General features: G+C 67.5%; 22 protein-coding genes. 11 read left to right on the top strand and 11 right to left on the bottom strand.

Annotation, left to right across the window (positions count from 1 at the left end):
• Window positions 1-97: 97 nt before the first annotated feature.
• The 5 genes from WS89_RS12760 (at window position 98) to WS89_RS12740 (ending at window position 5,228) form a co-directional block, all read left to right on the top strand.
• Window positions 98-715 (top strand): DUF4126 domain-containing protein, encoded by a 618-nt coding sequence (locus WS89_RS12760; protein ID WP_034207994.1) that lies wholly within the window; start codon window positions 98-100, stop codon window positions 713-715.
• On the top strand, window positions 712-3,327 hold the full coding sequence (locus tag WS89_RS12755) for an ABC transporter permease (protein ID WP_059791297.1): 2,616 nt from the start codon (window positions 712-714) through the stop codon (window positions 3,325-3,327). Before WS89_RS12760 ends, WS89_RS12755 begins: the two co-directional genes overlap by 4 nt.
• 40 nt (window positions 3,328-3,367) lie before the next feature.
• Window positions 3,368-3,778, top strand: coding sequence for a group II truncated hemoglobin (locus tag WS89_RS12750; protein ID WP_059499221.1), 411 nt, complete (start codon window positions 3,368-3,370; stop codon window positions 3,776-3,778).
• 104 nt (window positions 3,779-3,882) lie between these two features.
• Entirely contained in the window at window positions 3,883-4,614 is a 732-nt protein-coding gene (locus tag WS89_RS12745; protein ID WP_059791295.1) for an alanyl-tRNA editing protein, read from the top strand.
• Window positions 4,611-5,228 (top strand): DUF924 family protein, encoded by a 618-nt coding sequence (locus WS89_RS12740; protein ID WP_059499223.1) that lies wholly within the window; start codon window positions 4,611-4,613, stop codon window positions 5,226-5,228. Before WS89_RS12745 ends, WS89_RS12740 begins: the two co-directional genes overlap by 4 nt.
• A 135-nt stretch (window positions 5,229-5,363) precedes the next feature.
• On the opposite strand, the gene WS89_RS12735 is transcribed toward WS89_RS12740, so the two are convergent.
• The 11 genes from WS89_RS12735 to WS89_RS12685 all read right to left on the bottom strand — a co-directional run bounded on the left by WS89_RS12735 (window position 5,364) and on the right by WS89_RS12685 (window position 14,856).
• Window positions 5,364-7,256: an ArnT family glycosyltransferase gene (locus WS89_RS12735; RefSeq protein WP_059791293.1), complete on the bottom strand. Its 1,893-nt coding sequence runs from the start codon at window positions 7,254-7,256 to the stop codon at window positions 5,364-5,366.
• Between the two features lie 226 nt (window positions 7,257-7,482).
• Window positions 7,483-8,244: an SDR family oxidoreductase gene (locus WS89_RS12730; RefSeq protein WP_059499225.1), complete on the bottom strand. Its 762-nt coding sequence runs from the start codon at window positions 8,242-8,244 to the stop codon at window positions 7,483-7,485.
• A 20-nt stretch (window positions 8,245-8,264) separates the two neighbouring features.
• Window positions 8,265-8,846, bottom strand: coding sequence for a TIGR00730 family Rossman fold protein (locus WS89_RS12725; protein ID WP_059499226.1), 582 nt, complete (start codon window positions 8,844-8,846; stop codon window positions 8,265-8,267).
• Window positions 8,843-9,601 carry a TetR/AcrR family transcriptional regulator gene (locus tag WS89_RS12720; protein ID WP_034207986.1) on the bottom strand — a complete coding sequence of 253 codons (759 nt, stop codon included), beginning with the start codon at window positions 9,599-9,601 and terminating at the stop codon, window positions 8,843-8,845. Before WS89_RS12720 ends, WS89_RS12725 begins: the two co-directional genes overlap by 4 nt.
• A 199-nt stretch (window positions 9,602-9,800) precedes the next feature.
• The gene (locus WS89_RS12715) at window positions 9,801-10,337 is read right to left on the bottom strand and encodes a diacylglycerol kinase (protein ID WP_059499227.1); all 537 of its coding nucleotides are present in this window, start codon (window positions 10,335-10,337) and stop codon (window positions 9,801-9,803) included.
• Window positions 10,334-11,368, bottom strand: a complete 1,035-nt coding sequence (locus tag WS89_RS12710) for a glycosyltransferase family 4 protein (protein ID WP_059499228.1) — start codon at window positions 11,366-11,368, stop codon at window positions 10,334-10,336. Before WS89_RS12710 ends, WS89_RS12715 begins: the two co-directional genes overlap by 4 nt.
• Window positions 11,369-11,398: 30 nt before the next feature.
• Complete coding sequence (locus WS89_RS12705; protein WP_059499229.1) at window positions 11,399-12,337, bottom strand: UDP-2,3-diacylglucosamine diphosphatase; 939 nt, start codon at window positions 12,335-12,337, stop codon at window positions 11,399-11,401.
• Between the two features lie 223 nt (window positions 12,338-12,560).
• Window positions 12,561-13,067: an RDD family protein gene (locus WS89_RS12700; protein ID WP_059791292.1), complete on the bottom strand. Its 507-nt coding sequence runs from the start codon at window positions 13,065-13,067 to the stop codon at window positions 12,561-12,563.
• 6 nt (window positions 13,068-13,073) lie between these two features.
• Complete coding sequence (locus WS89_RS12695) at window positions 13,074-13,835, bottom strand: DUF3106 domain-containing protein (protein ID WP_059791290.1); 762 nt, start codon at window positions 13,833-13,835, stop codon at window positions 13,074-13,076.
• A gap of 26 nt (window positions 13,836-13,861) precedes the next feature.
• Window positions 13,862-14,296, bottom strand: a complete 435-nt coding sequence (locus WS89_RS12690; RefSeq protein ID WP_059791287.1) for a DUF3619 family protein — start codon at window positions 14,294-14,296, stop codon at window positions 13,862-13,864.
• A complete protein-coding gene (locus WS89_RS12685; protein ID WP_027784998.1) occupies window positions 14,293-14,856 on the bottom strand; it encodes an RNA polymerase sigma factor in 564 nt (187 codons plus the stop codon). Before WS89_RS12685 ends, WS89_RS12690 begins: the two co-directional genes overlap by 4 nt.
• A gap of 355 nt (window positions 14,857-15,211) precedes the next feature.
• Between WS89_RS12685 and WS89_RS12680 the strand changes: the two genes are divergently transcribed.
• The 6 genes from WS89_RS12680 (at window position 15,212) to WS89_RS12655 (ending at window position 22,225) form a co-directional block, all read left to right on the top strand.
• Window positions 15,212-16,975: an acetolactate synthase 3 catalytic subunit gene (locus WS89_RS12680; RefSeq protein WP_059499233.1), complete on the top strand. Its 1,764-nt coding sequence runs from the start codon at window positions 15,212-15,214 to the stop codon at window positions 16,973-16,975.
• 111 nt (window positions 16,976-17,086) lie between these two features.
• Window positions 17,087-17,578 (top strand): acetolactate synthase small subunit, encoded by a 492-nt coding sequence (ilvN, locus tag WS89_RS12675; protein WP_034207977.1) that lies wholly within the window; start codon window positions 17,087-17,089, stop codon window positions 17,576-17,578.
• A 103-nt stretch (window positions 17,579-17,681) separates the two neighbouring features.
• Window positions 17,682-18,698: a ketol-acid reductoisomerase gene (gene ilvC, locus WS89_RS12670; RefSeq protein ID WP_059791285.1), complete on the top strand. Its 1,017-nt coding sequence runs from the start codon at window positions 17,682-17,684 to the stop codon at window positions 18,696-18,698.
• 127 nt (window positions 18,699-18,825) lie between these two features.
• Window positions 18,826-19,470 (top strand): phosphatidylserine decarboxylase, encoded by a 645-nt coding sequence (locus WS89_RS12665; protein WP_006491035.1) that lies wholly within the window; start codon window positions 18,826-18,828, stop codon window positions 19,468-19,470.
• Between the two features lie 15 nt (window positions 19,471-19,485).
• The gene (gene pssA, locus WS89_RS12660; RefSeq protein WP_059499235.1) at window positions 19,486-20,358 is read left to right on the top strand and encodes a CDP-diacylglycerol--serine O-phosphatidyltransferase; all 873 of its coding nucleotides are present in this window, start codon (window positions 19,486-19,488) and stop codon (window positions 20,356-20,358) included.
• Window positions 20,359-20,680: 322 nt separating this feature from the next.
• The gene (locus tag WS89_RS12655) at window positions 20,681-22,225 is read left to right on the top strand and encodes a 2-isopropylmalate synthase (protein ID WP_034207975.1); all 1,545 of its coding nucleotides are present in this window, start codon (window positions 20,681-20,683) and stop codon (window positions 22,223-22,225) included.
• Window positions 22,226-22,239 lie beyond the last annotated feature (14 nt).

Genomic DNA, 22,239 nt, shown 5'->3' with positions numbered 1-22,239 from the left:
GCGGTACGCGGTGCCGGTCGCCACGCGCCGCGCGGCCGGTCTGTCCGACCCGATCCGATCAATCGGCAAAACGCACGGAAAGTGCAAGGAGAGGGCCATGATCGAAGCCATTTCGCTCGGCGCGGGACTCGCGTGGGCGAGCGGCCTGCGCCTGTACCTGACGGTGCTGATCGCCGGCGTGCTGGCGCGGTTCGGCTGGCTCCACCTGCCCGACACGCTGGCCGTGCTGACGTCGCCGTGGGTCATCGGCGCCGCGGCCGTGCTCGCCGTGACCGAATTCCTTGCCGACAAGATCCCCGCGTTCGACTCGCTGTGGGATGCCGTGCACACCTTCATCCGCATCCCGGCCGGCGCCGTGCTCGCGGCCGGCGCGCTCGGCCATGCCGATCCGACCATGCTGGCGGTCGCGGGGCTCGCCGGCGGCTCGCTCGCCGGCGCCGCGCACGTGGCGAAGGCCGGCACGCGCGCGCTGATCAACCTGTCTCCCGAACCGATTTCGAACTGGGTCGCGTCATCGACCGAGGACGGTCTCGTGGTCGGCGGGCTGGTCCTCGCGTTCTTCGTTCCGCTCGCATTCCTCGTGCTGCTCGCCGCGTTCGTCGCGGCGTCGGCATGGGCGCTGCCGCGCCTGTGGCGCGGCGTGTCGGGCGGTTTTCGCGGGATGGCGAATCACATGGTGTCGCGGCTCAACTCGATCGGAGGAAAACGCGATTGAAGGGGCCGCAACACGCGGTGCAGCCGCCGGCCGGGCAACCCGGCCATGACGGGCGCGCGCATGCGGGCCGCTTCGGCCTGCGCGACCTGATCCGCCAGGCTGCCCGGATGACCGCGCGCGACTGGCGCGCGGGCGAACTGACGCTGCTGGTCCTCGCGCTGGTGCTCGCGGTCGCGGCGCTGACGAGCGTCGGCTTTCTCGCCGATCGGCTGCGCCAGGGGCTCGAGCGCGACGCGCGCCAGATGCTCGGCGCCGATTTCGTCGTGCGCGCCGATCGCCCCGTCGATCCGTCGTTCGACCGGCAGGCCCGCGCGCTCGGCCTGCGTACCGCGACGACGGCCATCTTCCCGAGCATGATCGCGTCCGCCGCGGGCGGCCAGGCCGCCGACGCGGCGCCGTCGCGCCTCGCGGCCGTGAAGGCCGTGTCGCCCGGCTATCCGCTGCGCGGCGCGGTCGAGATCCTGCCGGCCGGCGCGGCCGTCGCGCGGAAGGCGACCGCGATTCCCGCGCCCGGCACCGTATGGGCCGACCCGGCGCTGCTCGATGCGCTGCACCTCAAGGCGGGCGATACGGTGCGCGTCGGGTTGCGCACGTTTACGGTCGCCGCCGCGATTGCCCGCGAGCTCGATCGCGGCTTTTCGTTCGTCAATTTTTCCCCGCGGCTGATGATGCGCGCGGACGAGCTCGCCGCGACCGGGCTCACGGGCTACGGCAGCCGCGTCACGTACCGGCTGCTGGTCGCCGGCGACGCACCGGCCGTCGCGCGCTTCGAAGCGTATGCACACGCGCGCGTCGACGGCGGGAAACTGCGCGGCGTCGGGCTCGAGTCGTTGCAGGAAGGGCAGCCGCAGGTGCGGCAGACACTGGATCGCGCACGCCATTTCCTGACGCTCGTCGCCTTGCTGACCGCGCTGCTCGCGGCGGTCGCGATTGCGATGGCCGCGCAGCGCTACATGCGGCGCCATCTCGACGGCTGCGCGACGATGCGCTGCCTCGGCGTGAGCCGCCGCACGCTCGGCGCGCTGTTCGCGCTCGAATTCGCCGGCGTCGGCATCGTGTCGGGCGCCGCGGGTGCGGTGCTCGGCTATGGCGGCCACTGGGCGTTGCTGGCCGCGCTCGGCAGCCTGATCGACGTCGTGCTGCCGCCGCCGACGCTGTGGCCGGCGCTGATCGGCATGGGCGCGGCGCTCGTGCTGCTGCTCGGTTTCGCGCTGCCGCCGCTCGTGCCGCTCACGCGCGTGCCGCCGGTACGCGTGCTGCGGCGCGAGTGGGGCGACGCATCGCGCACCGCGTGGGCCGCGTATGCGATCGGTGTCGTGCTGTTCGCGGGGCTGCTGATCGCGGCTGCCGGCAACCTGAAACTCGGCCTGATCGTCGCGGGCGGCTTCGCCGGCGCGCTGGTCGGGTTCGCGCTGATCGCCCGGCTCGTGCTGTTCGCGGCCGCGCGCGCGGTGCGCGATGCGCGCGTGGCCGCGGGCGTCGGCTGGCGATACGCGCTGGCGTCGCTGCACCGGCGCGGCACGGCCAGCGCGCTGCAGATCACCGCGCTCGCGCTCGGCCTGATGTGCCTGCTGCTGATCGCGATCACGCGCAACGACCTCGTGGCGGGCTGGCGGCAGTCGACGCCGCCCGACGCGCCAAACCAGTTCCTGATCGACATCCAGCCAGACCAGCGCGCCGATGTCGCCGCCTATCTGGCCGCGCACGGCGTGCGTGACGCCGTACCGGCGCCGATGGTGCGCGGCCGCCTCGTCGCGATCAACGGCAAGCCGGTGAATCCGGACGCGTACCCGTCCGAAGAGGCCCGCCGGCTCGTCGATCGCGAATTCAACTTGTCGTATACGACCGAGCTGCCGTCCGACAACCGGATCGTCGAAGGCGACTGGTTCGGTACTGCGGCCACGCCGCAGATCTCGATCGAAGCCGGCCTGGCGAAGACGCTGAACGTGAAGCCGGGCGACACGCTGCGCTTCGACGTGACGGGGCTGACGGTCGATGCGCCCGTCACGAGCGTGCGCAAGCTCGACTGGGGCTCGTTCCGCGTCAACTTCTTCGTGCTGATGCCGCCGCCGGTGCTGAAGGATTTTCCGGCCGTCTATCTGACGAGCTTCCATCTGCCGGCATCGGACGCCGCGCTGCTCGATCCGCTGATCGCGCGCTACCCGAACCTGACCGCGATCGACGTCGCGCCGATCCTCGCGCAGTTGCAGCGGATGATGCTGCAGGTGGTCGGGGCGGTGCAGTTCCTGTTTGCGTTCACGCTCGCGGCCGGCGTGCTCGTGCTGTATACGGCGCTCGCCGGCTCGCGCGACGAGCGCGTGCGCGAGGCCGCGCTGCTGCGCGCGCTCGGCGCGTCGCGCGCGCAGGTCAATGCGGTGCAGCGCGCGGAATTCATCGTGGTCGGCGCGCTGGCCGGCGCGCTCGCGTCGGCGGGCGCGATCGCGGTCGGCTGGGTGCTCGCGTCGCGCGTGTTCGACTTTCAGCTCGCCGTCGATCCGTGGCTCGTACCGGCCGGCATCGCGGCCGGCGTCGTCTGCGCCGGTGCGGCCGGCTGGCTGAGCCTGCATAATGTGTTGCGGCGCCCCGCGCTGCAGTCGCTGCGCGACGCCTGAGCGTCGCCGCAGCCCGAAGATCCCGTTTCCGACAATCCGTATGACCGATGTGAATGACGATGCGCCGTCGCAGCCGACGGCGTTCGAACTCGTGGGCGGCGAAGCCCGCGTGCGCGAAATGGTGGACCGCTTCTACGACCTGATGGACCTCGAACCCGAGTTCGCGCAGATTCGTGCGCTGCATCCGCAGTCGCTCGACGGGTCGCGCGACAAGCTGTTCTGGTTCCTGTGCGGCTGGCTCGGCGGCCCCGACCACTACATCAGCCGGTTCGGCCACCCCCGGCTGCGCGCGCGGCACCTGCCGTTCCCGATCGCGTCGGTCGAGCGCGACCAGTGGCTGCGCTGCATGGCGTGGGCGATGGAGGATGTCGGGCTGCCGGAGCCGCTGCGCGAGCGGCTCATGCATTCGTTCTACGACACGGCCGACTGGATGCGCAACCGGCCCGGTTGATCGACCGGTACGCCGCTGCCCGCGGGCGGGACGATCTGCGTCTGGGCGCCCGTGCAGCCCGGCGCGACACTGGCCGTTTCCCCCATCGATACGAGGTTCCCTCGATGACGACACAAGCGCTGTTTCGCGAAGACGCGTACCTCACGCAATGCGAGGCGATCGTCCAGGCCGTCGGCGACGATGGCATCCGGCTCGATCGCACGGTGTTCTATCCGCTCGGCGGCGGCCAGGCCGGCGACGCCGGCACGCTGACGCTGCCTGACGGCAGCACGATCGCGATTGCCGATACGCGCAAGGCGAAGTTCGACGGCGCGACGCCCGACGACGCCGTGCACGTGCCCGCGCCGGGCCAGGAGGCGCGCGTGGCGACGCTTGCTCCCGGCACGCGCGTGGTCGCCGCGATCGACTGGCTGCGCCGCTACCGGCACATGCGCCTGCACACGGCCGCGCACCTGATGTGCGCGGTGCTGCCGTACGCAGTCGACGGCTGCAGCGTGACGGCCGACTACGTGCGGCTCGATTTCGCGACGTCCGACGCGATCGACCGCGACGACGTCGAGCGGCGCCTCGCGAGCCTCGTCGGCGGCGCGCATCCGGTCACGACCGAATGGATCACCGACGACGAGATGGCCGAGCGGCCCGAACTCGTGCGCACGATGAGCGTGAAGCCGCCGATGGGCCTCGGCCGCGTGCGGCTGCTGCGCATCGAAAACGTCGACCTGCAGCCGTGCGGCGGCACGCATGTGCGCAACACGTCCGAAATCGGCGGGCTGCGGGTCGCGAAACTGGAAAAGAAGAGCGCGCGCACACGGCGCCTCGTACTGGAGTTTGCATGACGATCGATACCGGGAAAGCGGGCGCGGCGGCGCTCGATCCACAGGCACGGGAGATTCTCGATTTCTGGTTCGGTGAGCCGGGCTCGGCCGAATTCGGGCACGAACGCAAGATCTGGTTCAACGGCGGTGCGGCGTTCGACGACGTGCTGCGCACGCGTTACGGCGCGCTGCTCGACGCCGCGTGCGACGGCGCCTGCGATCACTGGGCCGGTTCGCCGGAGGGCGCGCTGGCGTTGATCGTCGTACTCGACCAGTTCTCGCGCAACATCCATCGCGGCACGCCGCGCGCGTTTGCCGCCGATCCGAAGGCGCTCGCGCTCGCCCGTCGCGTCGTCGCGGCCGGCTGGGACGCGCAGTTGCCGAGCGGACATCATCGTGCGTTCGCGTATCTGCCGTTCGAGCACGACGAATCGGTCGAGAGCCAGCGCGAGGCCGTGCGCCTGTGCGCGGGCATCCGCGACGAGGCCGGATGCGAGGGTTATCACCGCTTCGCGTTGCTGCATGCGGCGGTCGTCGAGCGCTTCGGCCGCTTTCCGCACCGGAACGCGATTCTCGGTCGCGCGTCGACCGACGAGGAAACGGCGTTTCTGCGGGAGCCCGGCTCGTCGTTCTGACGATCGGGTGTGACGACGGAAGGGGCGGCGAGAGCGCGGCGGATTCGTGCCGCCGGCCGGCCTCGCGCAAAGCGCGCGGCCAGTGCCGAAGAGGAAAGTAACGGCGGGCAGGACGGCGCATCGCGCCGCCCCGTGTCACTGCAGGTGCTGTTCGGGCGTGCGTACGTAGACGCGCAGCAGTTCCGCGTTGTCGCCCGGGCGGGCGCCGGTCCAGAACAGCTTCCATTCGTTGCCGGGCGCCGGATCGACGGCCCGTACGCCCTGCACGATCATCCACGTGCAGCGCGTCGTCTTCGCGTCGTCGATCGGCGTGTGCTGGATGCCGGAGAAGTAGTACAACATCGGCGCTTCCGATTCGCCGAGCCCGTGCAGGCTCGCCATGCAGTCGCCGTCGTTCCATTCGAGCGCGAGATGCGCGTTCAGGTCGTCGAACACCGAGCGATAGCTCTTCGCGACGTCGAGCCACGGCAGCAGCAGCGTATAGATCAGCCCCCACGCGACGAGCGCGCCGGCGCCCCACGACAGCGCGCCGCGCCACAGGCCCGTCGTGCGCAGCGACGGCAGCAGCGTCAGCCAGCCGACCGTCAGCGCGAGCGCGCCGGTCACGAGCGCGGGCTGGATCGGCATCGTCCAGTCGAGCGGCAGCCAGCGGCCGAGTAGCGCGAGATCGGCATGCGACGCAGCCGGATCGGCCATCACCGCCCAGATCGCCCATGCGAGCACGACGACCGTGCCGAACAGGATGCGGCTCAGGTAATCCCACGCGAGATGCAGCCGGCGCGGCAGGCGGTCGATCGCCTGCGCGGCGACCAGCGCGAGCGGGGCGAAGAACGGCAGGATGTAGAGCTGGCGCGACGTCGCGGACACCTGCAGCACCACGAGCCCGATGCCGGCGAACAGCACGGGCAGCGCGATGCGCGGCGCGCGCCAGTCGCGCCATGCGCCGCGGGCGAGCGCGACGATCGCGAGCGGCGCGACCGGGAAGCCGACGAGCAGGAACGCACGCAGGATGAAGAACGGCTTGTCGTTTTCGGCGCCCAGTTCGGGAACGGAGAAGCCGAAGAAGCGGCCGACGTTGTTGTCCCAGAACCACGTCATGAACAGCGTTTCCGAGCGCAGGAACAGGGCGGTCGGCCAGATCAGCGCGAACGGCGCGAACACGAGTGCGGCAATGCCGAGCGCGCGTGCGAACGAGCGGGTGCGGCAGGCCGGATAGAGCGCCAGCGTGCAGGAAAGCGTGGCCGCGAATACGAGCGGCACGAACAGCCCCTTCGCCATCAATGCGACGCCGACGCCCGCGCCGAAGATCGGCGCGGCCCAGCGGCTCGCCGGATGCGCCGGCAGCCCGTGCCGCATCTGCTGCGCACGTGCGACGTGCTGCATCACGAGTTCGAGCAGCCCGCAGAACCCCATTGCCGTGCCGGCAAACAGCGCGACGTCCGTCATCATGTCGTGCACGTGCTTGATGACGACGAGCGTGCCCGCGCTCAGCACGACCGGGCCGAGCACGCGCAGGTCGAACCAGTCGTCCGCCCGGCTGGCCACGCGGGCCGCGCGCGCGATGAAGCCGAACGCGAGCGCGGCGAACAGCGCGCTCGCGAGGCGCGCCGCGTCGTGCAGCGGCATCACGCGCTGCAGCAGCCACGCGAGGCTGGTCGCGACCCACGCGTAAAGCGGCGGCTTTTCCATGAACGGCAGGCCGGCATTGGTCGGCACGACGAAGTCGCCGGTCTCGAGCATGTGCTGGATGATGCCGAACGTATAGGTTTCGTCCTGTTTCCACGGATCGTGCCCGAGCACGCCGGGCAGCGTGTACGCACACACCAGTGCGACGACGAACAGCCATGTGCGCCAGCCGAGCAGCAGCGAGCGCTCGCGTGGGGTGTGGGTGACGGCGACCGCCGCGGCGACGGGCGTGCCGGCGACGTCCAGCGTCGCGATGACGTCGGTATCGGCGGTCGAGCGGGTGTGCGCAGCCGAGGCGGGCACGGGCGTGCGTCGCCGGCTGGGCGCTGCGGTTCCAGGCATGGAAAAGATCTCGGGTCGAGCGAGCCGGTCCGGCGACATGGGCAGGACCGATAAGGGGCTATATCCGGGTAACGGACAGCGTGTTCAAGACACCCGTCCGAATGCCCGCTAGTAAAACACGGAATTGTTACGGACGTTTACTGAAACTGTCACGGAATTGTGGAGATTTGTGGCGCTGTGACCACGGGGCGGTTTCGACCGCCGTATTGTTGCGCCGCGCGTCAGCTTAGCGGCCGCCGCCGACGTCGAGCAGGGCGCCTGTCGTGTAGGACGCCGTATCGCCGAGCAGCCACACGATCGCCTCGGCGATCTCCTGCGCTTCGCCCGCGCGGCCGAGCGGTGTCTGCGCGCCGAGACGGGCCGCACGGTCCGGCTGGCCGCCGCTTGCATGAATGTCGGTCTCGATCAGGCCGGGGCGCACCGCGTTCACGCGCACGCCGTGCGGGCCGAGTTCCTTTGCCAGGCCGATCGTCAGCGAATCGACCGCGCCTTTCGAGCCCGCGTAGTCGACGTACTCGTTCGGCGAGCCGAGCCGCGACGCGATCGACGACACGTTGACGATCGCGCCGCCGCGGCCGCCGCGGTCGGTGGACAGCCGGCGCGCGGCTTCGCGCGCACACAGGTAGGCGCCGAGCACGTTGGTATCGAACATCCGCCGCAGCCGGTCGACCGGCATGTCGGCGAGCGGCATCGACGGCGCGACGATGCCTGCATTGTTGACCAGCGCGTCGAGCCGCCCGAATTCGGCGGCAACGGTGTCGAACATCGCGACGACGTCCGCCTCGTTCGCGACATCGCCCGCGACGATGCACGCGCGGCCGCCCGCGTCGCGCACGGCCTGCGCGGTCCGTTCGGCCGCCGCCGCGTCGCGCGCGTAGTTGATGCCGACGTCCCAGCCGCGTTCGGCCGCGAGCACGGCGGTCGCGCGGCCGATGCCACGGCTCGCGCCGGTGATGAGGACGGCCTTGCGGTCGGACGGTGCGGTCATCGTGCGGGTTCCGGTGAGGGTTACTTCGCTGCGTCGGGTGCCCACTTGTCGCGGGCGGGCGGCTGGTAGCGGCGCAGCCGCTCGATCAGCCCGGCGGGTTCCGATTCGACGCACAGCGCGTCGAAGTAGGCCGGCCGCATGAAGCCTTCGTCGACCGTATGGCGCAACAGCGCGATCAGCGGATCGTAGAACGCATCGATGTTGTAGAGCGCGACGGGCTTGCGGTGATAGCCGAGCTGCGCCCACGTGTAGACCTCGAAGAGCTCCTCGAGCGTGCCGGCGCCGCCGGGCATCGCGACGAACGCATCGGAGAGGTCGGCCATCATCTTCTTGCGATGGTGCATGTCGGGCACCACGTGCAGTTCCGACAGCCCCGTATGGCCGACTTCCTTGTCGACGAGCAGCTCGGGGATCACGCCGACCGCACGGCCGCCGGCCGCCATCACTTCGTCGGCGATCACACCCATCAGGCCGACGCGGCCGCCGCCGTACACGAGCGTGAGGCCCTCGTCGACCAGCGCGCGGCCGAATGCGCGCGCGGCATCGGCATAGACGGGCCGCACGCCGGACGACGAGCCGCAGTAAACGCAGACCGCCTTCATTGCTTGGCGTCCTTGGCGGCGGCTTGACCGGTGGCGACGGGCCCGCCGGCCGGGCGCGGCGAACCGTCGCGCGGCGGCAGGTAGTCGGAGAACTGGCGCTTGGGCAGCTTGCCGGAGACCAGATCGTCGAACAGCTGGCGCGAGCGGCCGCGCAGGTACGGGGCCATGATCGAGATCACGTGCATGCTCACCTGGTGCAGCTCTTCGCGGATCGCGTCCTGGTCGTTGTATTTGCGCGGATGCATCACGTACTGGTACGACAGCCAGTACGTCGAGATCACCGCCATGTTGGTCGCAATGACTTCGATCTCGGCGGGCGTCGCGACCATTTCGGCGTCGGAGACGAGCAGCTCGCACATGTCGTGCGCGAAGCGCACCTTGTGGCTGATGATCTGCTTGAAGTGCGTCTCGAGCGTGCGGTTGCGTGCGAGCAGGTCGTTGAGGTCGCGATACAGGAACCGGTAGGTCCACATGAAATCGGCCATGTACTGCAGGTACGACCAGGTTTCGTCGATCGTCGGACGGTGATCTTCGGGGAAGCGCAGCCGCCGTTCGATCTGCTGCTCGAACTGCGCGAAGATGCTGTTGATGATGTCGTCCTTGTTGCGGAAATGGTAGTACAGGTTGCCTGGACTGATTTCCATTTCCTCGGCGATCGTCGTGGTGGTGACGTTCGGCTCGCCGATCTCGTTGAAGAGTTTCAACGACAACTCGAGAATCCGTTCGCGGGTGCGGCGGGGAGGTTTCGCTTCCATGTCGTCCGGCCCTGTGTGTGCCGGACTGGCGGGCGCTGCAATCGATGCTGCGTGATTCGTCCGGCGCGGGTTGCTGTTCTATGTCTAGCGGACGATTATAAACCGGGGTTTCGCCACATCGGGGCATTTCGTGATCGCGGCCCCGCGCGGCGCATGGTGCGGCGCCGCATGCGGGTGGCGGGGCAGGCGCCCGGCAGGGCTAGAAGCCGAGCCAGCGTGCGACGACCGGGCCGAGCACGAAGCCCCAGGTCGTCACGCACGCGAACAGCGCGACCGTCACGGCCGCGCTGCCGAGGTCCTTCGCGCGCTTCGAGAGTTCGTGGCGCTCGAGCGAGATGCGGTCGATCGCGGCTTCGACGCTCGAGTTCAGCAGCTCGACGATCAGCACCAGCAGCACCGAGGCGATCAGCAGCGCGCGCGACGCGGCCGGCACCGGCGCGAAGGCGCCGATCGGCAGCATCAGCGCGGCGAGCGTGAGCTCCTGGCGAAACGCGCTTTCCTCGCGGATCGCGACGCGAAAGCCGTTCAGCGAATGCTTGAGCGCGAACCACGCACGCGTGATGCCGCGGTGGCGCTTGTACGGGTTCGGCGGCAGCGGCGTCAGCCGATCGTCGGGGCCGAGCGGCTCGTGCGGATGCGCGTCCGTTTCGGCGTGCGGCTCTTCCTCGTCGAACGGCCGGTGCCGTTGCGGCGTTGCGTTAAAGGGCGGGGTCTTGTCGTTCAGGTCTCGTTTCAAACGGCGGCACCTTCGGCGGGCGAGTACGCGGTCTTCGGCAGCGGCTTCAGGTGCGACGCGAACTGCTCGGATGCCGCGCGCCACGAGAAGCGTTCCGCCCACGCGCGCGCAGTCGTGCGTTCGATCTTCAGCGCCTCGAGGCAGGCTTCCTGCAGGTCCTCGTGCATCGCGCCGGCGTCGCCTCCGCTGAGCACGTCGATCGGACCCGTGACGGGATACGCGGCCACCGGCGTGCCGCAGGCGAGCGCCTCGAGCAGCACGAGGCCGAACGTGTCGGTGCGACTCGGGAACACGAACACGTCGGCCGCAGCATACACCTTCGCGAGTTCGGCCTGCGACAGCACGCCGAGATAGTTCGCCTCCGGGTAGCGCGACTTCAGCTCCGCGAGCGCGGGGCCTTCGCCCGCGACCCATTTCGAGCCGGGCAGATCGAGGCGCAGGAATGCCTCGACGTTCTTCTCGATCGCGACGCGGCCCACGTACAGGAAGATCGGCCGCGCGGTGTTGAGCACCTTCGACTCCATCGGATGGAAGATGTCGAGATCGACGCCGCGCGTCCACAGCACCACGTTCGTGAAGCCGTATTTCTCGAGATCCTGCTTGACGACCGGCGTCGGCGCCATCACCGCGAGCGACGGGCCGTGGAACCAGTGCAGGAAGCGGTAGGTCGCGGCGAGCGGAATACCGAAGCGCGCCTGCACGTATTCCGGAAAGCGCGTGTGGTAGGCGGTCGTGTACGGCAGCTTGCGGGCGCGTGCATAGCGCCGGGCGGCCAGTCCGAGCGGGCCTTCGGTCGCGATGTGCAGCGCGTCGGGCGCGAACGCATCGATCCGCGCGCGCAGCTTGCGGTACGGCAGGATCGACAGGCGGATCTCGGGGTAGGTCGGGCAGGGCACCGTGCGGAATTCCAGCGGCGTCAGCAGTTCGACGCGGTGGCCGAGCGCCGTGAGTTCGCGCGACGTGCTTTTCAGCGTGCGCACGACGCCGTTGACCTGCGGTTCCCACGCATCGGTGACGATCATGATCTTCATCGCGGCATCTGTCCTGTAAGTAAGGTTGTGTCAGGCAGCGGCCTTGGCCTTGCGCGACGTGGTCTCCGACGGCGCGGAGCGCATCACCGTCCAGTAGACGATCTTCAGTTCGCCTTCCATCGTTTCGACGAGCGCGGACAGGCTTTCGACCCAGTCGCCGTCGTTGCAGTACAGCACGCCGTCGATGTCGCGGATCTCGGCCTTGTGGATATGGCCGCACACGACGCCGTCGCAGCCGCGGCGGCGGGCCTCGTCGGTCATCACGGTCTCGAACTGCGAGATGAAGTTGACCGCGTTCTTTACCTGGTGCTTCAGGTACTGCGACAGCGACCAGTACTGGAAGCCCAGCCGGCTGCGGATCCGGTTGAACCAGCGGTTCAGCACGAGGATCAGCGTGTAGAGCGTGTCGCCGAGGTACGCGAGCCATTTCGCGTGCTGGATCACGCCGTCGAACAGGTCGCCGTGCACGATCCACAAACGTTTGCCTGCGAGCGTCGTGTGGAATGCCTCGCCGCGCACCTGGATGTCGCCGAACGCGAGATCGCAGAACTGCCGCGCGCCTTCGTCGTGATTACCCGGGATGTAGACCACCTGCGTGCCCTTGCGCGCCTTGCGCAGGATCTTCTGCACGACGTCGTTGTGCGCCTGCGGCCAGTACCAGCCTTTCTTCAGCTGCCAGCCGTCGATGATGTCGCCGACGAGGTACAGGTATTCCGAGTCGTTGTGACGCAGGAAGTCCAGCAGGTAGGGCGCCTGGCAGCCGCTCGAGCCGAGGTGGATGTCGGACAGCCAGATGGTGCGGTAGCGATGGGCGGACGGTTCAGGGTCCTCGTGCTGCGTGGTGTGCGCGACGGGCGGCTTTTGCGACACCACGCCGTCGGTTGCCCCCGAGCCGGACAGGAACGCAGTGGCGGCGCGAGCGCCGATGGGGTGACGAAACAGTGAGGTCGCGGACGTTTTCTGGCCCATGCATGACTCGCGCCGGTTGACATTACCGGCATTCCGCCATGCGGGCGTGACTGTGCCGTGACAGTCACGAGACGTTCTTATTACGGCCGTTGAAGGGTGTTTAGCAGTGAATGGACAGGCGTTGCGTAACCTGCCGCACCGAACGATCGTCGCTTGTCCGGCACGGCCGTCCGGCTCGACGAGCGCACCGGACGAGCGGATTTCATCTGACGAATGCGGTGCGTCAGCGCGGTATCGCGACGACGCGCGTGCGCGCGATCCGGTCGTGCAGGAACTGGCGGCCTGCGTGCAACCGGGCGGCGCCGGCCCACACGACGATCCATGCGGCGGTGAGCGCGAGCGTGACGGGTACCGACAGTCCGAGGAGCGGGTGCAGCGCGAGCGGCGGCAGGAACCACAGCCAGCCGAGCACGTAGCGGACGAGCGCGTGGCCGGCGCTCAGCGGCCGGCCGCTCGACGATTCGAGCCGTAGCCGCCAGGTCTTCATCGGCAGCGTCTGGCCGCCGTGCGTCCAGAACCACACGAAATACGCGCCGACGACGAGCGCGATCCACGCGGCAAGCAGGTTGTGATGGACGAGGCCGTTGCGTTGCCGTGTCGCGAGGCTGAACGCGAGCCCGGCGAAGAACACGACGCCGAACAACAGTACGCCTTCGTAGAGCAGCGCGGCGAGGCGCCGCCGTACGGACGGCGCGACGGCCGGGGTTTCGGGGGCGCGGGCGCTCGCCACGGCCGCTCAGGAGCCCTTGAACAGCGAGGGCGCGTCGGCGGGCGACACCGGCGCCACGGCGGCCGGTGCGGATGCGGTGCCGGAGGTCGACGACGCGGGCGCCGGCTGCGCGGCGGCACCGGCCGACGCGGGCGCCGCGGCGGCCGCCGCGCCGCTCGCCGGGTGTTCGTGCGCGTTGACGAGGCGGCGCACGTCACGGTCGGCGATGGTCGGCGGCGCGCTGACGACACTCGGCTTGCGACGGCGCTCGGCGGCGGCAAGCCGTTCCTTCTGCTCCTGGGGGAGTTGCTGGTAGGCCTTCCACGCGCGCTCGCGCGCCTGAGCGGACAGCTCCTTCGCACTCTGGTAGTTCTCGCGCGCGACGCGGCGCTGCTCGGGCGTCATCTTCGCCCATTCGGTCATCCGCTCCTGCAGGCGTTTCTGGTCATCCGGCGATAACTTCGCGAAACGCGATGCGATCTTCAGCCATTTGCGCTTGCGGGCGTCGCTGAAGCCGTCCCACTGGTCGGCGAACGGAGCGAGGGCTGCGTGCTGCGCCGGCGTGAGGCGCGCCCACGACAGCGGGCCCGCGGCGGCCGGCAGCGGCAGGGGCAGCGGGGGGAGTTCGGTGGTCAGGCCGGTTGCGGTCGACGCGGGCGCGGCGGGGCTGGTGGTCGCGACGGGAGCCGTCGCGGGGGCCGGGTGAAATCGGGGATACGTGGCGACGTAGGAAACGGCGATCGCGATCACGCATCCGAAAAATACGGCCAGGCCGCGCTTCTGACTCACCCGTACGATCCCCTCGTTATTGTCTGTTAGTGAGCGCGCGAAAGATACGCGTTGAACCCGTGGTCGAGATACGCGTTGAGCGGCAGGTCGTCGCTGAGCATCGCCGCGTCGATGTCGGCGAGTTCGGCGGTGCGCTGCATGTCTTCCCAGTACGCGATGCCGACGAGCCCCGCGAGCAGCAATGCGAGCGGCCATGCGCGCAGCAGCCGGCGCGCGAACGACAGGCGGCCGGCCGGCGGGCGGTTCGCGGGCGTCGGGCCATAGGCGCCGGCCGCGCCGGCGAAGGCCGGCACGAACACCGGCGCACTCGCGGCTTCGGGCTTCTTGCGCGCGAGCGCGGCCCGGCGGGCGACGGCCAGCCGGTCGGTGGTCGCGGCAGGCAGGGCGGCGGCGCGCTCGTCCAGCGCGCGGCGCACCTTCAGCGCGAATTCGTGTTCTCGGTTTGCGGGAGCGGAGCTCATAGCGTGATTCCTTTGGCCTTGAGCGCTTGCGCCAGTGTGTGGGTGGCTCGCGAGCAGTGCGTCTTGACGCTGCCCTCGGAGCACCCCATCGCGGCGGCAGTCTCGGCGACATCCATATCTTCCCAATAACGCATCAGGAACGCTTCCCGTTGACGCGTCGGAAGTTTCTGGATTTCCTCGTCGATCAGGGCCAGAACCTGCTCTCTTTCGAGGCGGTGCTCGCTGCTCTCGACGCCGGCGTTGTCGTCCGCGGATTCGAGCGTTTCGAGCGGGTCGAAGTCGTCGTCGTCGGTGTTGTTCAGCGACGAGAAGAGCGTCACCCACGTGTTGCGGACCTTCTGCCGGCGGAACCAGTCGTGGATCGCGTTCTGCAGGATCCGCTGAAAAAGCAGCGGCAACTCGGCCGCCGGCCGGTCGCCGTACTTTTCAGCGAGCTTGATCATCGCGTCCTGCACGATGTCGAGCGATGCATCGTCGTCACGCACGGCGTACGCGGCCTGCTTGAACGCGCGCCTTTCGACGCCCGCCAGAAAGTCGGCGAGTTCCTTGTCTGATGCCATTCCGTGAAGGTATGCGCTGCGGCCCGCTGCGTGGTGTAAATGGTCGAAAAATTTCGTAAAACCCGCGGATGCTATCAAATTTTTGCGCGGCTTGGCACCGGGTCGGGCGCCGCACGTTGCGCGCGAACCGCGCCGGCGGGGCGCCGGGCGGCGCGCATGATGCGCTGCGGGATATTTTGCTTGACGGCTCAATCGCTACCCGCTATCGTCGGCGATTCGCAACATGAAGTGATGGTCTCATTTGAGGCTGGCCCAAGAAGCCCGCCCTTCAAACTAGACGCGCCGCTTGAACCCGAGCCACAAGCCCGGCAGAGAGCACCCGATCAATTTTTTGCCGAAAATTCGAAAGGTCAACATGAACATGCCCAGCGCGGAATTCTCCACGTCGGAACCCCTTTCCCCTCCCGATAGCGACTCCATCGGCGGTACCGTGCTCATGAAGGCACTGGCCGACGAAAACGTCGAATTCATCTGGGGCTATCCCGGCGGCTCGGTTCTCTACATTTACGACGAGCTGTACAAGCAGGACAAGATTCAGCACGTGCTGGTGCGCCACGAACAGGCGGCCGTGCACGCAGCCGATGCGTATGCGCGCTCCACCGGCAATGTCGGCGTCTGCCTCGTGACGTCGGGCCCCGGTGTCACCAACGCGGTGACCGGCATCGCAACGGCGTACATGGATTCGATCCCGATGGTCGTGATCAGCGGCCAGGTGCCGACGGCCGCGATCGGTCAGGACGCATTCCAGGAGTGCGACACCGTCGGCATCACGCGTCCCTGCGTGAAGCACAACTTCCTCGTGAAGGACGTGCGCGACCTCGCGGAAACCGTCAAGAAGGCGTTCTACATCGCCCGCACCGGCCGTCCGGGCCCGGTGCTGATCGACATCCCGAAGGACATCTCGAAGACGCCGTGTCAGTACGAGCCGATCAAGAGCGTGTCGCTGCGTTCGTACAACCCCGTCACGAAGGGCCATTCGGGCCAGATCCGCAAGGCCGTGTCGCTGTTGCTGACGGCGAAGCGCCCGTACATCTACACGGGTGGCGGCATCATCCTCGCCGACGCGTCGCGTGAACTGAACCAGTTCGCGGACCTGCTCGGCTACCCGGTCACGAACACGCTGATGGGCCTCGGCGGCTATCGCGCGTCGGACAGGAAATTCCTCGGCATGCTCGGCATGCACGGCACCTACGAAGCGAACATGGCGATGCAGCACTGCGACGTGCTGATCGCGATCGGCGCGCGCTTCGACGACCGCGTGATCGGCGATCCGGCCCACTTCGCGTCGCGTCCGCGCAAGATCATCCATATCGACATCGACCCGTCGTCGATCTCGAAGCGCGTGAAGGTCGACATCCCGATCGTCGGCGACGTGAAGGAAGTGCTGAAGGAGCTGATCGAGCAACTGCAGACGGCCGAGCACGGCCCCGACACCGAAGCGCTCGCGCAATGGTGGAAGGACATCGAGAGCTGGCGTGCGAAGGACTGCCTGAAGTACGACCGCGAAAGCGAGATCATCAAGCCGCAATACGTGGTCGAGAAGGCGTGGGAGCTGACGGACGGCAACGCGTTCGTGTGCTCGGACGTCGGCCAGCACCAGATGTGGGCCGCGCAGTTCTACCGTTTCAACAAGCCGCGTCGCTGGATCAACTCCGGCGGCCTCGGCACGATGGGCTTCGGCCTGCCGGCGGCGATGGGCGTCAAGATGGCCCATCCGGACGACGACGTGCTGTGCATCACGGGCGAAGGCTCGATCCAGATGTGCATCCAGGAACTGTCGACCTGCCTGCAGTACGACACGCCCGTGAAGATCATTTCGCTGAACAACCGCTACCTCGGCATGGTCCGCCAGTGGCAGCAGATCGAATACAGCAAGCGCTATTCGCATTCGTACATGGATGCGCTGCCCGATTTCGTGAAGCTCGCCGAAGCGTACGGCCATGTCGGCATGCGGATCGAAAAGACTTCGGATGTGGAGCCGGCGCTGAAGGAAGCGCTGCGCCTGAAGGACCGCACCGTGTTTCTCGACTTCCAGACCGATCCGACCGAAAACGTCTGGCCGATGGTACAGGCCGGCAAGGGCATCACCGAGATGCTGCTCGGATCGGAAGATCTGTAACGGCGCGACGCGCGCAGCGCGCGATGCGGCCGCCTTCACGAAGGGCGGCGCGGCACGCGACGGCGCGCGGCGCGAGTGAATCGACACGGACACATTCTGGAAGAAGCGAACATGAGACACATCATTTCCGTCCTGCTGGAAAACGAACCGGGCGCGCTGTCGCGCGTGGTCGGTCTCTTTTCCGCACGCGGCTACAACATCGAAACCTTGACGGTGGCGCCGACCGAAGACCAATCGCTGTCGCGGCTGACCATCGTTTCCATTGGCTCGGACGACGTGATCGAACAGATCACGAAGCATCTGAACCGCCTGATCGAGGTGGTGAAAGTGGTGGACCTGACCGACGGTGCACACATCGAACGCGAGCTGATGCTGATCAAGGTACGTGCAGTGGGCAAGGAGCGCGAAGAAATGAAGCGGATGTCGGACATTTTCCGCGGCCGCATCATCGACGTGACCGAGAAGACCTACACGATCGAATTGACGGGCGCGAGCGACAAGCTCGACGCATTCATCCAGGGGCTGGACGCCACCGCGATCCTCGAGACCGTGCGGACCGGCAGCTCCGGCATCGGACGCGGCGAGCGCATCCTGAAGGTGTGATGCCGATATTGCAAGAAGGCACGCCGGGTGCGCCGTCATGTCCCGGCCCGCAGTACCCCATCCGAACGAATTGTTGAATTTTTGAATTAGCGAAGGAACCATCATGAACGTTTTCTACGACAAAGACGCCGACCTCTCCCTCATCAAGGGCAAGCAAGTCACGATCATCGGCTACGGCTCGCAAGGCCATGCGCACGCACTGAACCTGAAGGACAGCGGCGTGAACGTGACGGTCGGCCTTCGCAAGGGCGGCGCGTCGTGGAGCAAGGCCGAGAACGCCGGTCTCGCAGTGAAGGAAGTCGCGGAAGCGGTGAAGGGCGCGGACGTCGTGATGATGCTGCTGCCGGACGAGCAGATCGCCGACGTGTACGCGAAGGAAGTGCACGCGAACATCAAGCAGGGCGCGGCGCTGGCATTCGCGCACGGCTTCAACGTCCACTACGGCCAGGTGATCCCGCGCGCCGACCTCGACGTGATCATGATCGCGCCGAAGGCCCCGGGCCACACCGTGCGCGGCACGTATGCACAAGGCGGCGGCGTGCCGCACCTGATCGCGGTTGCGCAGAACAAGTCGGGCGCGGCACGCGACATCGCGCTGTCGTATGCGGCGGCGAACGGCGGCGGCCGTGCCGGCATCATCGAGACGAACTTCCGTGAAGAAACTGAAACCGACCTGTTCGGCGAGCAGGCCGTGCTGTGCGGCGGTACCGTCGAGCTGATCAAGGCGGGTTTCGAGACGCTGGTCGAAGCCGGCTACGCGCCGGAAATGGCGTACTTCGAGTGCCTGCACGAACTGAAGCTGATCGTCGACCTGATCTACGAAGGCGGCATCGCGAACATGAACTACTCGATCTCGAACAACGCCGAGTACGGCGAGTACGTGACCGGCCCGCGCGTCGTCACGGAAGAGACGAAGAAGGCGATGAAGCAGTGCCTGACCGACATCCAGACGGGCGAGTACGCGAAGAGCTTCATTCTCGAAAACAAGGCAGGCGCGCCGACGCTGCAGTCGCGCCGCCGCCTGACGGCCGAGCACCAGATCGAGCAGGTCGGCGCGAAGCTGCGTGCGATGATGCCGTGGATCGCGAAGAACAAGCTCGTCGACCAGACGAAGAACTAAGCACCACGTGCTGTTCCGGCCCTTCGAGCGAAGGGCCGGCATCAAAAAGCCGTCCGAAGGCAGCAGTGCCCCGGGCGGCTTTTGTTATGCTACGGGCTTTGCAATTCACCGAACACAGAACGAATCCATGAACTATCCTCATCCGATCATCGCGCGCGAAGGCTGGCCGTTCATCGCGATTGCAGCCGTCATCGCGCTGTTGATCCATGCCGTCGGGGGCTTCGGCTTCGCGTGGCCGTTCTGGCTGCTGCTCGTCTTCGTCGTCCAGTTCTTCCGTGATCCGCAGCGCCCGATCCCGGCGCAGCCGAACGCGGTGCTGTGCCCGGCAGACGGCCGCATCGTCGCGGTCGAGACCGCGCAGGATCCGTACGCGAACCGCGAAGCGCTGAAGATCAGCGTGTTCATGAATGTCTTCAATGTCCATTCGCAGCGTTCGCCGGTCGATGGCGCGATCAGCAAGGTCGAGTATTTCCCGGGCGCGTTCCTGAACGCGGCGATCGACAAGGCGTCGACCGAGAACGAGCGCAACGCGGTCGTGATCCAGACGGCGAGCGGCAAGACCGTCACGTCCGTGCAGATCGCCGGCCTGATCGCGCGCCGGATCCTCTGCTACGTCCGTGCCGGCGAGCCGCTGTCGCGCGGCCAGCGCTACGGTTTCATCCGCTTCGGTTCGCGCGTCGACGTGTATCTGCCGCTCGGCAGCCGCGCGAAGGTGTCGATCGGCGAGAAGGTCTACGCGTCGTCGACGATCCTCGCCGAGCTCGAGCAGTAAGGGGCGGGGCGCACGATGGCCGCATTCAAACCGCGTCGGCCGCGCAACGGCTCCAGCCAGACGCCACGCCCGTTCCGCCGCAACAAGGTGATGGCGCCCGATCAGGCGCCGCTCGAAAGCCGCCGTGCCGCGCGCCAGCGGTTCCTGAAGACGCGCGGCATCTATCTGCTGCCGAACGCATTTACGACCGCCGCGCTGTTCTGCGGCTTCTTCGCGGTCGTGCAGGCGATGAACGTGCGCTTCGAGATCGCCGCGATCGCGATTTTCGTCGCGATGGTGCTCGACGGGATGGACGGGCGCGTGGCGCGCATGACGCATACGCAGAGCGCGTTCGGCGAGCAGTTCGACAGCCTGTCGGACATGGTGTCGTTCGGCGTGGCGCCCGCGCTCGTGATGTACGAGTGGGTACTGAAGGATCTCGGCCGCTGGGGCTGGCTCGCCGCGTTCGTCTATTGCTCGGGCGCTGCGCTGCGTCTCGCGCGCTTCAACACGAACATCGGCGTGGTCGACAAGCGCTTTTTCCAGGGGCTGCCGAGCCCGGCCGCCGCCGCGCTGATCGCGGGCTTCGTATGGCTCGCGACCGACAACCGCGTGCCGATGAAGCTCGGCTGGCTGCCGTGGGTCGCCTTCGTGCTGACGATCTACGCGGGCGTGACGATGGTGTCGAACGCGCCGTTCTACAGCGGCAAGGCGCTCGACGTGCGGCACCGCGTGCCGTTCGCGGCGATCCTGCTCGTCGTCGTCGCGTTCGTGCTCGTGTCGTCCGATCCGCCGCTGATGCTGTTCTGCCTGTTCGTGCTGTACGGGTTGTCCGGCTATGTGTTCTGGGCCTACACGGCCGTCCGCGGGCGCGCGAATCCGGCGCGCTCGTCGCAGCGCGATCACTGACGCCGACGCTGCGATTTGCCCGGAAGCGGCGGCCTCGGGGCCGCCGTTTTTATTTGGCCCTTTTTCGAGCCCGGCCACGTCGATTCCCGGGTGCCGTCCGATTGCGCGGCCAACGGAATGTCGCTATAGTCTTCGGCATGACTGCTTTTCCCCACCTCTCCCTCCTTCTAGCCGGTGCGCCGCTACGCGCGCTAGCTTTGGCGCGCCTGCCGCGCTGACCGTTCTCGCCCTCCGTCTCAAGCCTCGTCTGTTGTTGAACGTCGCCAGCGGTGGCGCGATCTCGTTACGTTTGACTTCCGTATAAAAGAGCCCTGGAGCCCCCATGACAGACAAGCTGATCATTTTCGATACGACGTTGCGTGACGGCGAGCAATCGCCCGGTGCGTCGATGACGAAGGAAGAGAAAATCCGCATCGCGAAGCACCTCGAGCGGATGAAGGTCGACGTGATCGAGGCCGGCTTCGCCGCCAGCTCGAACGGCGATTTCGACGCGATCCACACGATCGCCGGTCTCGTGAAGGACAGCACGATCTGCTCGCTGGCGCGGGCCAACGACAAGGACATCCAGCGCGCGGCCGACGCACTGAAGCCGGCCAACAGCTTCCGGATCCACACGTTCATCGCGACGTCGCCGCTGCACATGGAAAAGAAGCTGCGGATGACGCCCGATCAGGTGTTCGAGCAGGCGCGCCTCGCGGTGCGTTTCGCGCGCAAGTTCACCGACAACGTCGAGTTCTCGCCGGAAGACGGCAGCCGTTCGGACATGGATTTCCTGTGCCGCGTGCTGGAAGCCGTGATCGCCGAAGGCGCGACGACGATCAACATCGCCGACACGGTCGGCTACGGTGTGCCGGAGCTCTACGGCAACCTCGTGAAGACGCTGCGCGAGCGCATTCCGAACTCGGACAAGGCGATCTTCTCGGTGCACTGCCATAACGACCTCGGGATGGCGGTCGCGAATTCGCTCGCCGGCGTGAAGATCGGCGGCGCGCGTCAGGTCGAGTGCACGATCAACGGTCTCGGCGAGCGCGCGGGCAACACGTCGCTCGAAGAAATCGTGATGGCGGTGAAGACGCGCAAGGACTACTTCGGTCTCGACGTCGGTATCGACACGTCGCAGATCGTGCCGACGTCGAAGCTCGTGTCGCAGATCACCGGCTTCGTCGTGCAGCCGAACAAGGCGGTGGTCGGCGCGAATGCATTCGCGCACGCGTCGGGCATTCACCAGGACGGCGTGCTCAAGGCGCGCGACACGTATGAGATCATGCGTGCGGAAGACGTGGGCTGGACCGCGAACAAGATCGTGCTCGGCAAGCTGTCGGGCCGCAACGCGTTCAAGCAGCGCCTGCAGGAGCTTGGCGTATCGCTCGACAGCGAAGCCGAATTGAATGCCGCGTTCATGCGCTTCAAGGATCTGGCCGACCGCAAGGCGGAGATCTTCGACGAGGACATCATCGCGATCGTGTCCGAGGAATCGGCGCTCGCGCAGGAGCAGGAGCACTTCAAGTTCGTGTCGCTGTCGCAGCGTTCGGAAACGGGCGAGCAGCCGCAGGCGAAGGTCGTATTCGCGGTCGAAGGCAAGGAAGTGACCGGCGAGGCGCGCGGCAACGGTCCGGTCGATGCGACGTTCAATGCGATCGAAGGCGAAGTCGGCAGCGGGTCCGAGCTGCTGCTGTACTCGGTGAACGCGATCACGACCGGCACGCAGGCGCAGGGCGAAGTGACCGTCCGTCTGTCGAAGAGCGGGCGGATCGTCAACGGCGTCGGTACCGATCCGGATATCGTCGCCGCGTCCGCGAAGGCATATATTTCGGCGCTGAACAAGCTGCATTCGAAGGACGACAAGGTCAACCCGCAGCGCTCGTAAGCGCCGCGCGTGAC

Origin of the sequence: Burkholderia sp. MSMB1072, assembly GCF_001524725.1 — a bacterium.
Taxonomy (GTDB): domain Bacteria; phylum Pseudomonadota; class Gammaproteobacteria; order Burkholderiales; family Burkholderiaceae; genus Burkholderia.
The sequence above is the reverse complement of the archived record's forward strand: the minus strand, read 5'-3'. Positions and strand labels throughout refer to the sequence as shown.

What these genes read in the sequence shown, in the direction of transcription:
- WS89_RS12720 (WP_034207986.1), bottom strand. Translation starts at nt 9,601, where the DNA reads ATGGAAGCGAAACCTCCCCGCCGCACCCGCGAACGGATTCTCGAGTTG.
- ilvC (WP_059791285.1), top strand. Translation starts at nt 17,682, where the DNA reads ATGAACGTTTTCTACGACAAAGACGCCGACCTCTCCCTCATCAAGGGC.
- WS89_RS12740 (WP_059499223.1), top strand. Translation starts at nt 4,611, where the DNA reads ATGACGATCGATACCGGGAAAGCGGGCGCGGCGGCGCTCGATCCACAG.
- WS89_RS12705 (WP_059499229.1), bottom strand. Translation starts at nt 12,337, where the DNA reads ATGGGCCAGAAAACGTCCGCGACCTCACTGTTTCGTCACCCCATCGGC.
- WS89_RS12710 (WP_059499228.1), bottom strand. Translation starts at nt 11,368, where the DNA reads ATGAAGATCATGATCGTCACCGATGCGTGGGAACCGCAGGTCAACGGC.
- WS89_RS12725 (WP_059499226.1), bottom strand. Translation starts at nt 8,846, where the DNA reads ATGAAGGCGGTCTGCGTTTACTGCGGCTCGTCGTCCGGCGTGCGGCCC.
- pssA (WP_059499235.1), top strand. Translation starts at nt 19,486, where the DNA reads ATGGCCGCATTCAAACCGCGTCGGCCGCGCAACGGCTCCAGCCAGACG.
- WS89_RS12735 (WP_059791293.1), bottom strand. Translation starts at nt 7,256, where the DNA reads ATGCCTGGAACCGCAGCGCCCAGCCGGCGACGCACGCCCGTGCCCGCC.
- WS89_RS12690 (WP_059791287.1), bottom strand. Translation starts at nt 14,296, where the DNA reads ATGAGCTCCGCTCCCGCAAACCGAGAACACGAATTCGCGCTGAAGGTG.
- WS89_RS12730 (WP_059499225.1), bottom strand. Translation starts at nt 8,244, where the DNA reads ATGACCGCACCGTCCGACCGCAAGGCCGTCCTCATCACCGGCGCGAGC.
- WS89_RS12680 (WP_059499233.1), top strand. Translation starts at nt 15,212, where the DNA reads ATGAACATGCCCAGCGCGGAATTCTCCACGTCGGAACCCCTTTCCCCT.
- WS89_RS12750 (WP_059499221.1), top strand. Translation starts at nt 3,368, where the DNA reads ATGACCGATGTGAATGACGATGCGCCGTCGCAGCCGACGGCGTTCGAA.
- WS89_RS12745 (WP_059791295.1), top strand. Translation starts at nt 3,883, where the DNA reads ATGACGACACAAGCGCTGTTTCGCGAAGACGCGTACCTCACGCAATGC.
- WS89_RS12685 (WP_027784998.1), bottom strand. Translation starts at nt 14,856, where the DNA reads ATGGCATCAGACAAGGAACTCGCCGACTTTCTGGCGGGCGTCGAAAGG.
- WS89_RS12655 (WP_034207975.1), top strand. Translation starts at nt 20,681, where the DNA reads ATGACAGACAAGCTGATCATTTTCGATACGACGTTGCGTGACGGCGAG.
- ilvN (WP_034207977.1), top strand. Translation starts at nt 17,087, where the DNA reads ATGAGACACATCATTTCCGTCCTGCTGGAAAACGAACCGGGCGCGCTG.
- WS89_RS12760 (WP_034207994.1), top strand. Translation starts at nt 98, where the DNA reads ATGATCGAAGCCATTTCGCTCGGCGCGGGACTCGCGTGGGCGAGCGGC.
- WS89_RS12665 (WP_006491035.1), top strand. Translation starts at nt 18,826, where the DNA reads ATGAACTATCCTCATCCGATCATCGCGCGCGAAGGCTGGCCGTTCATC.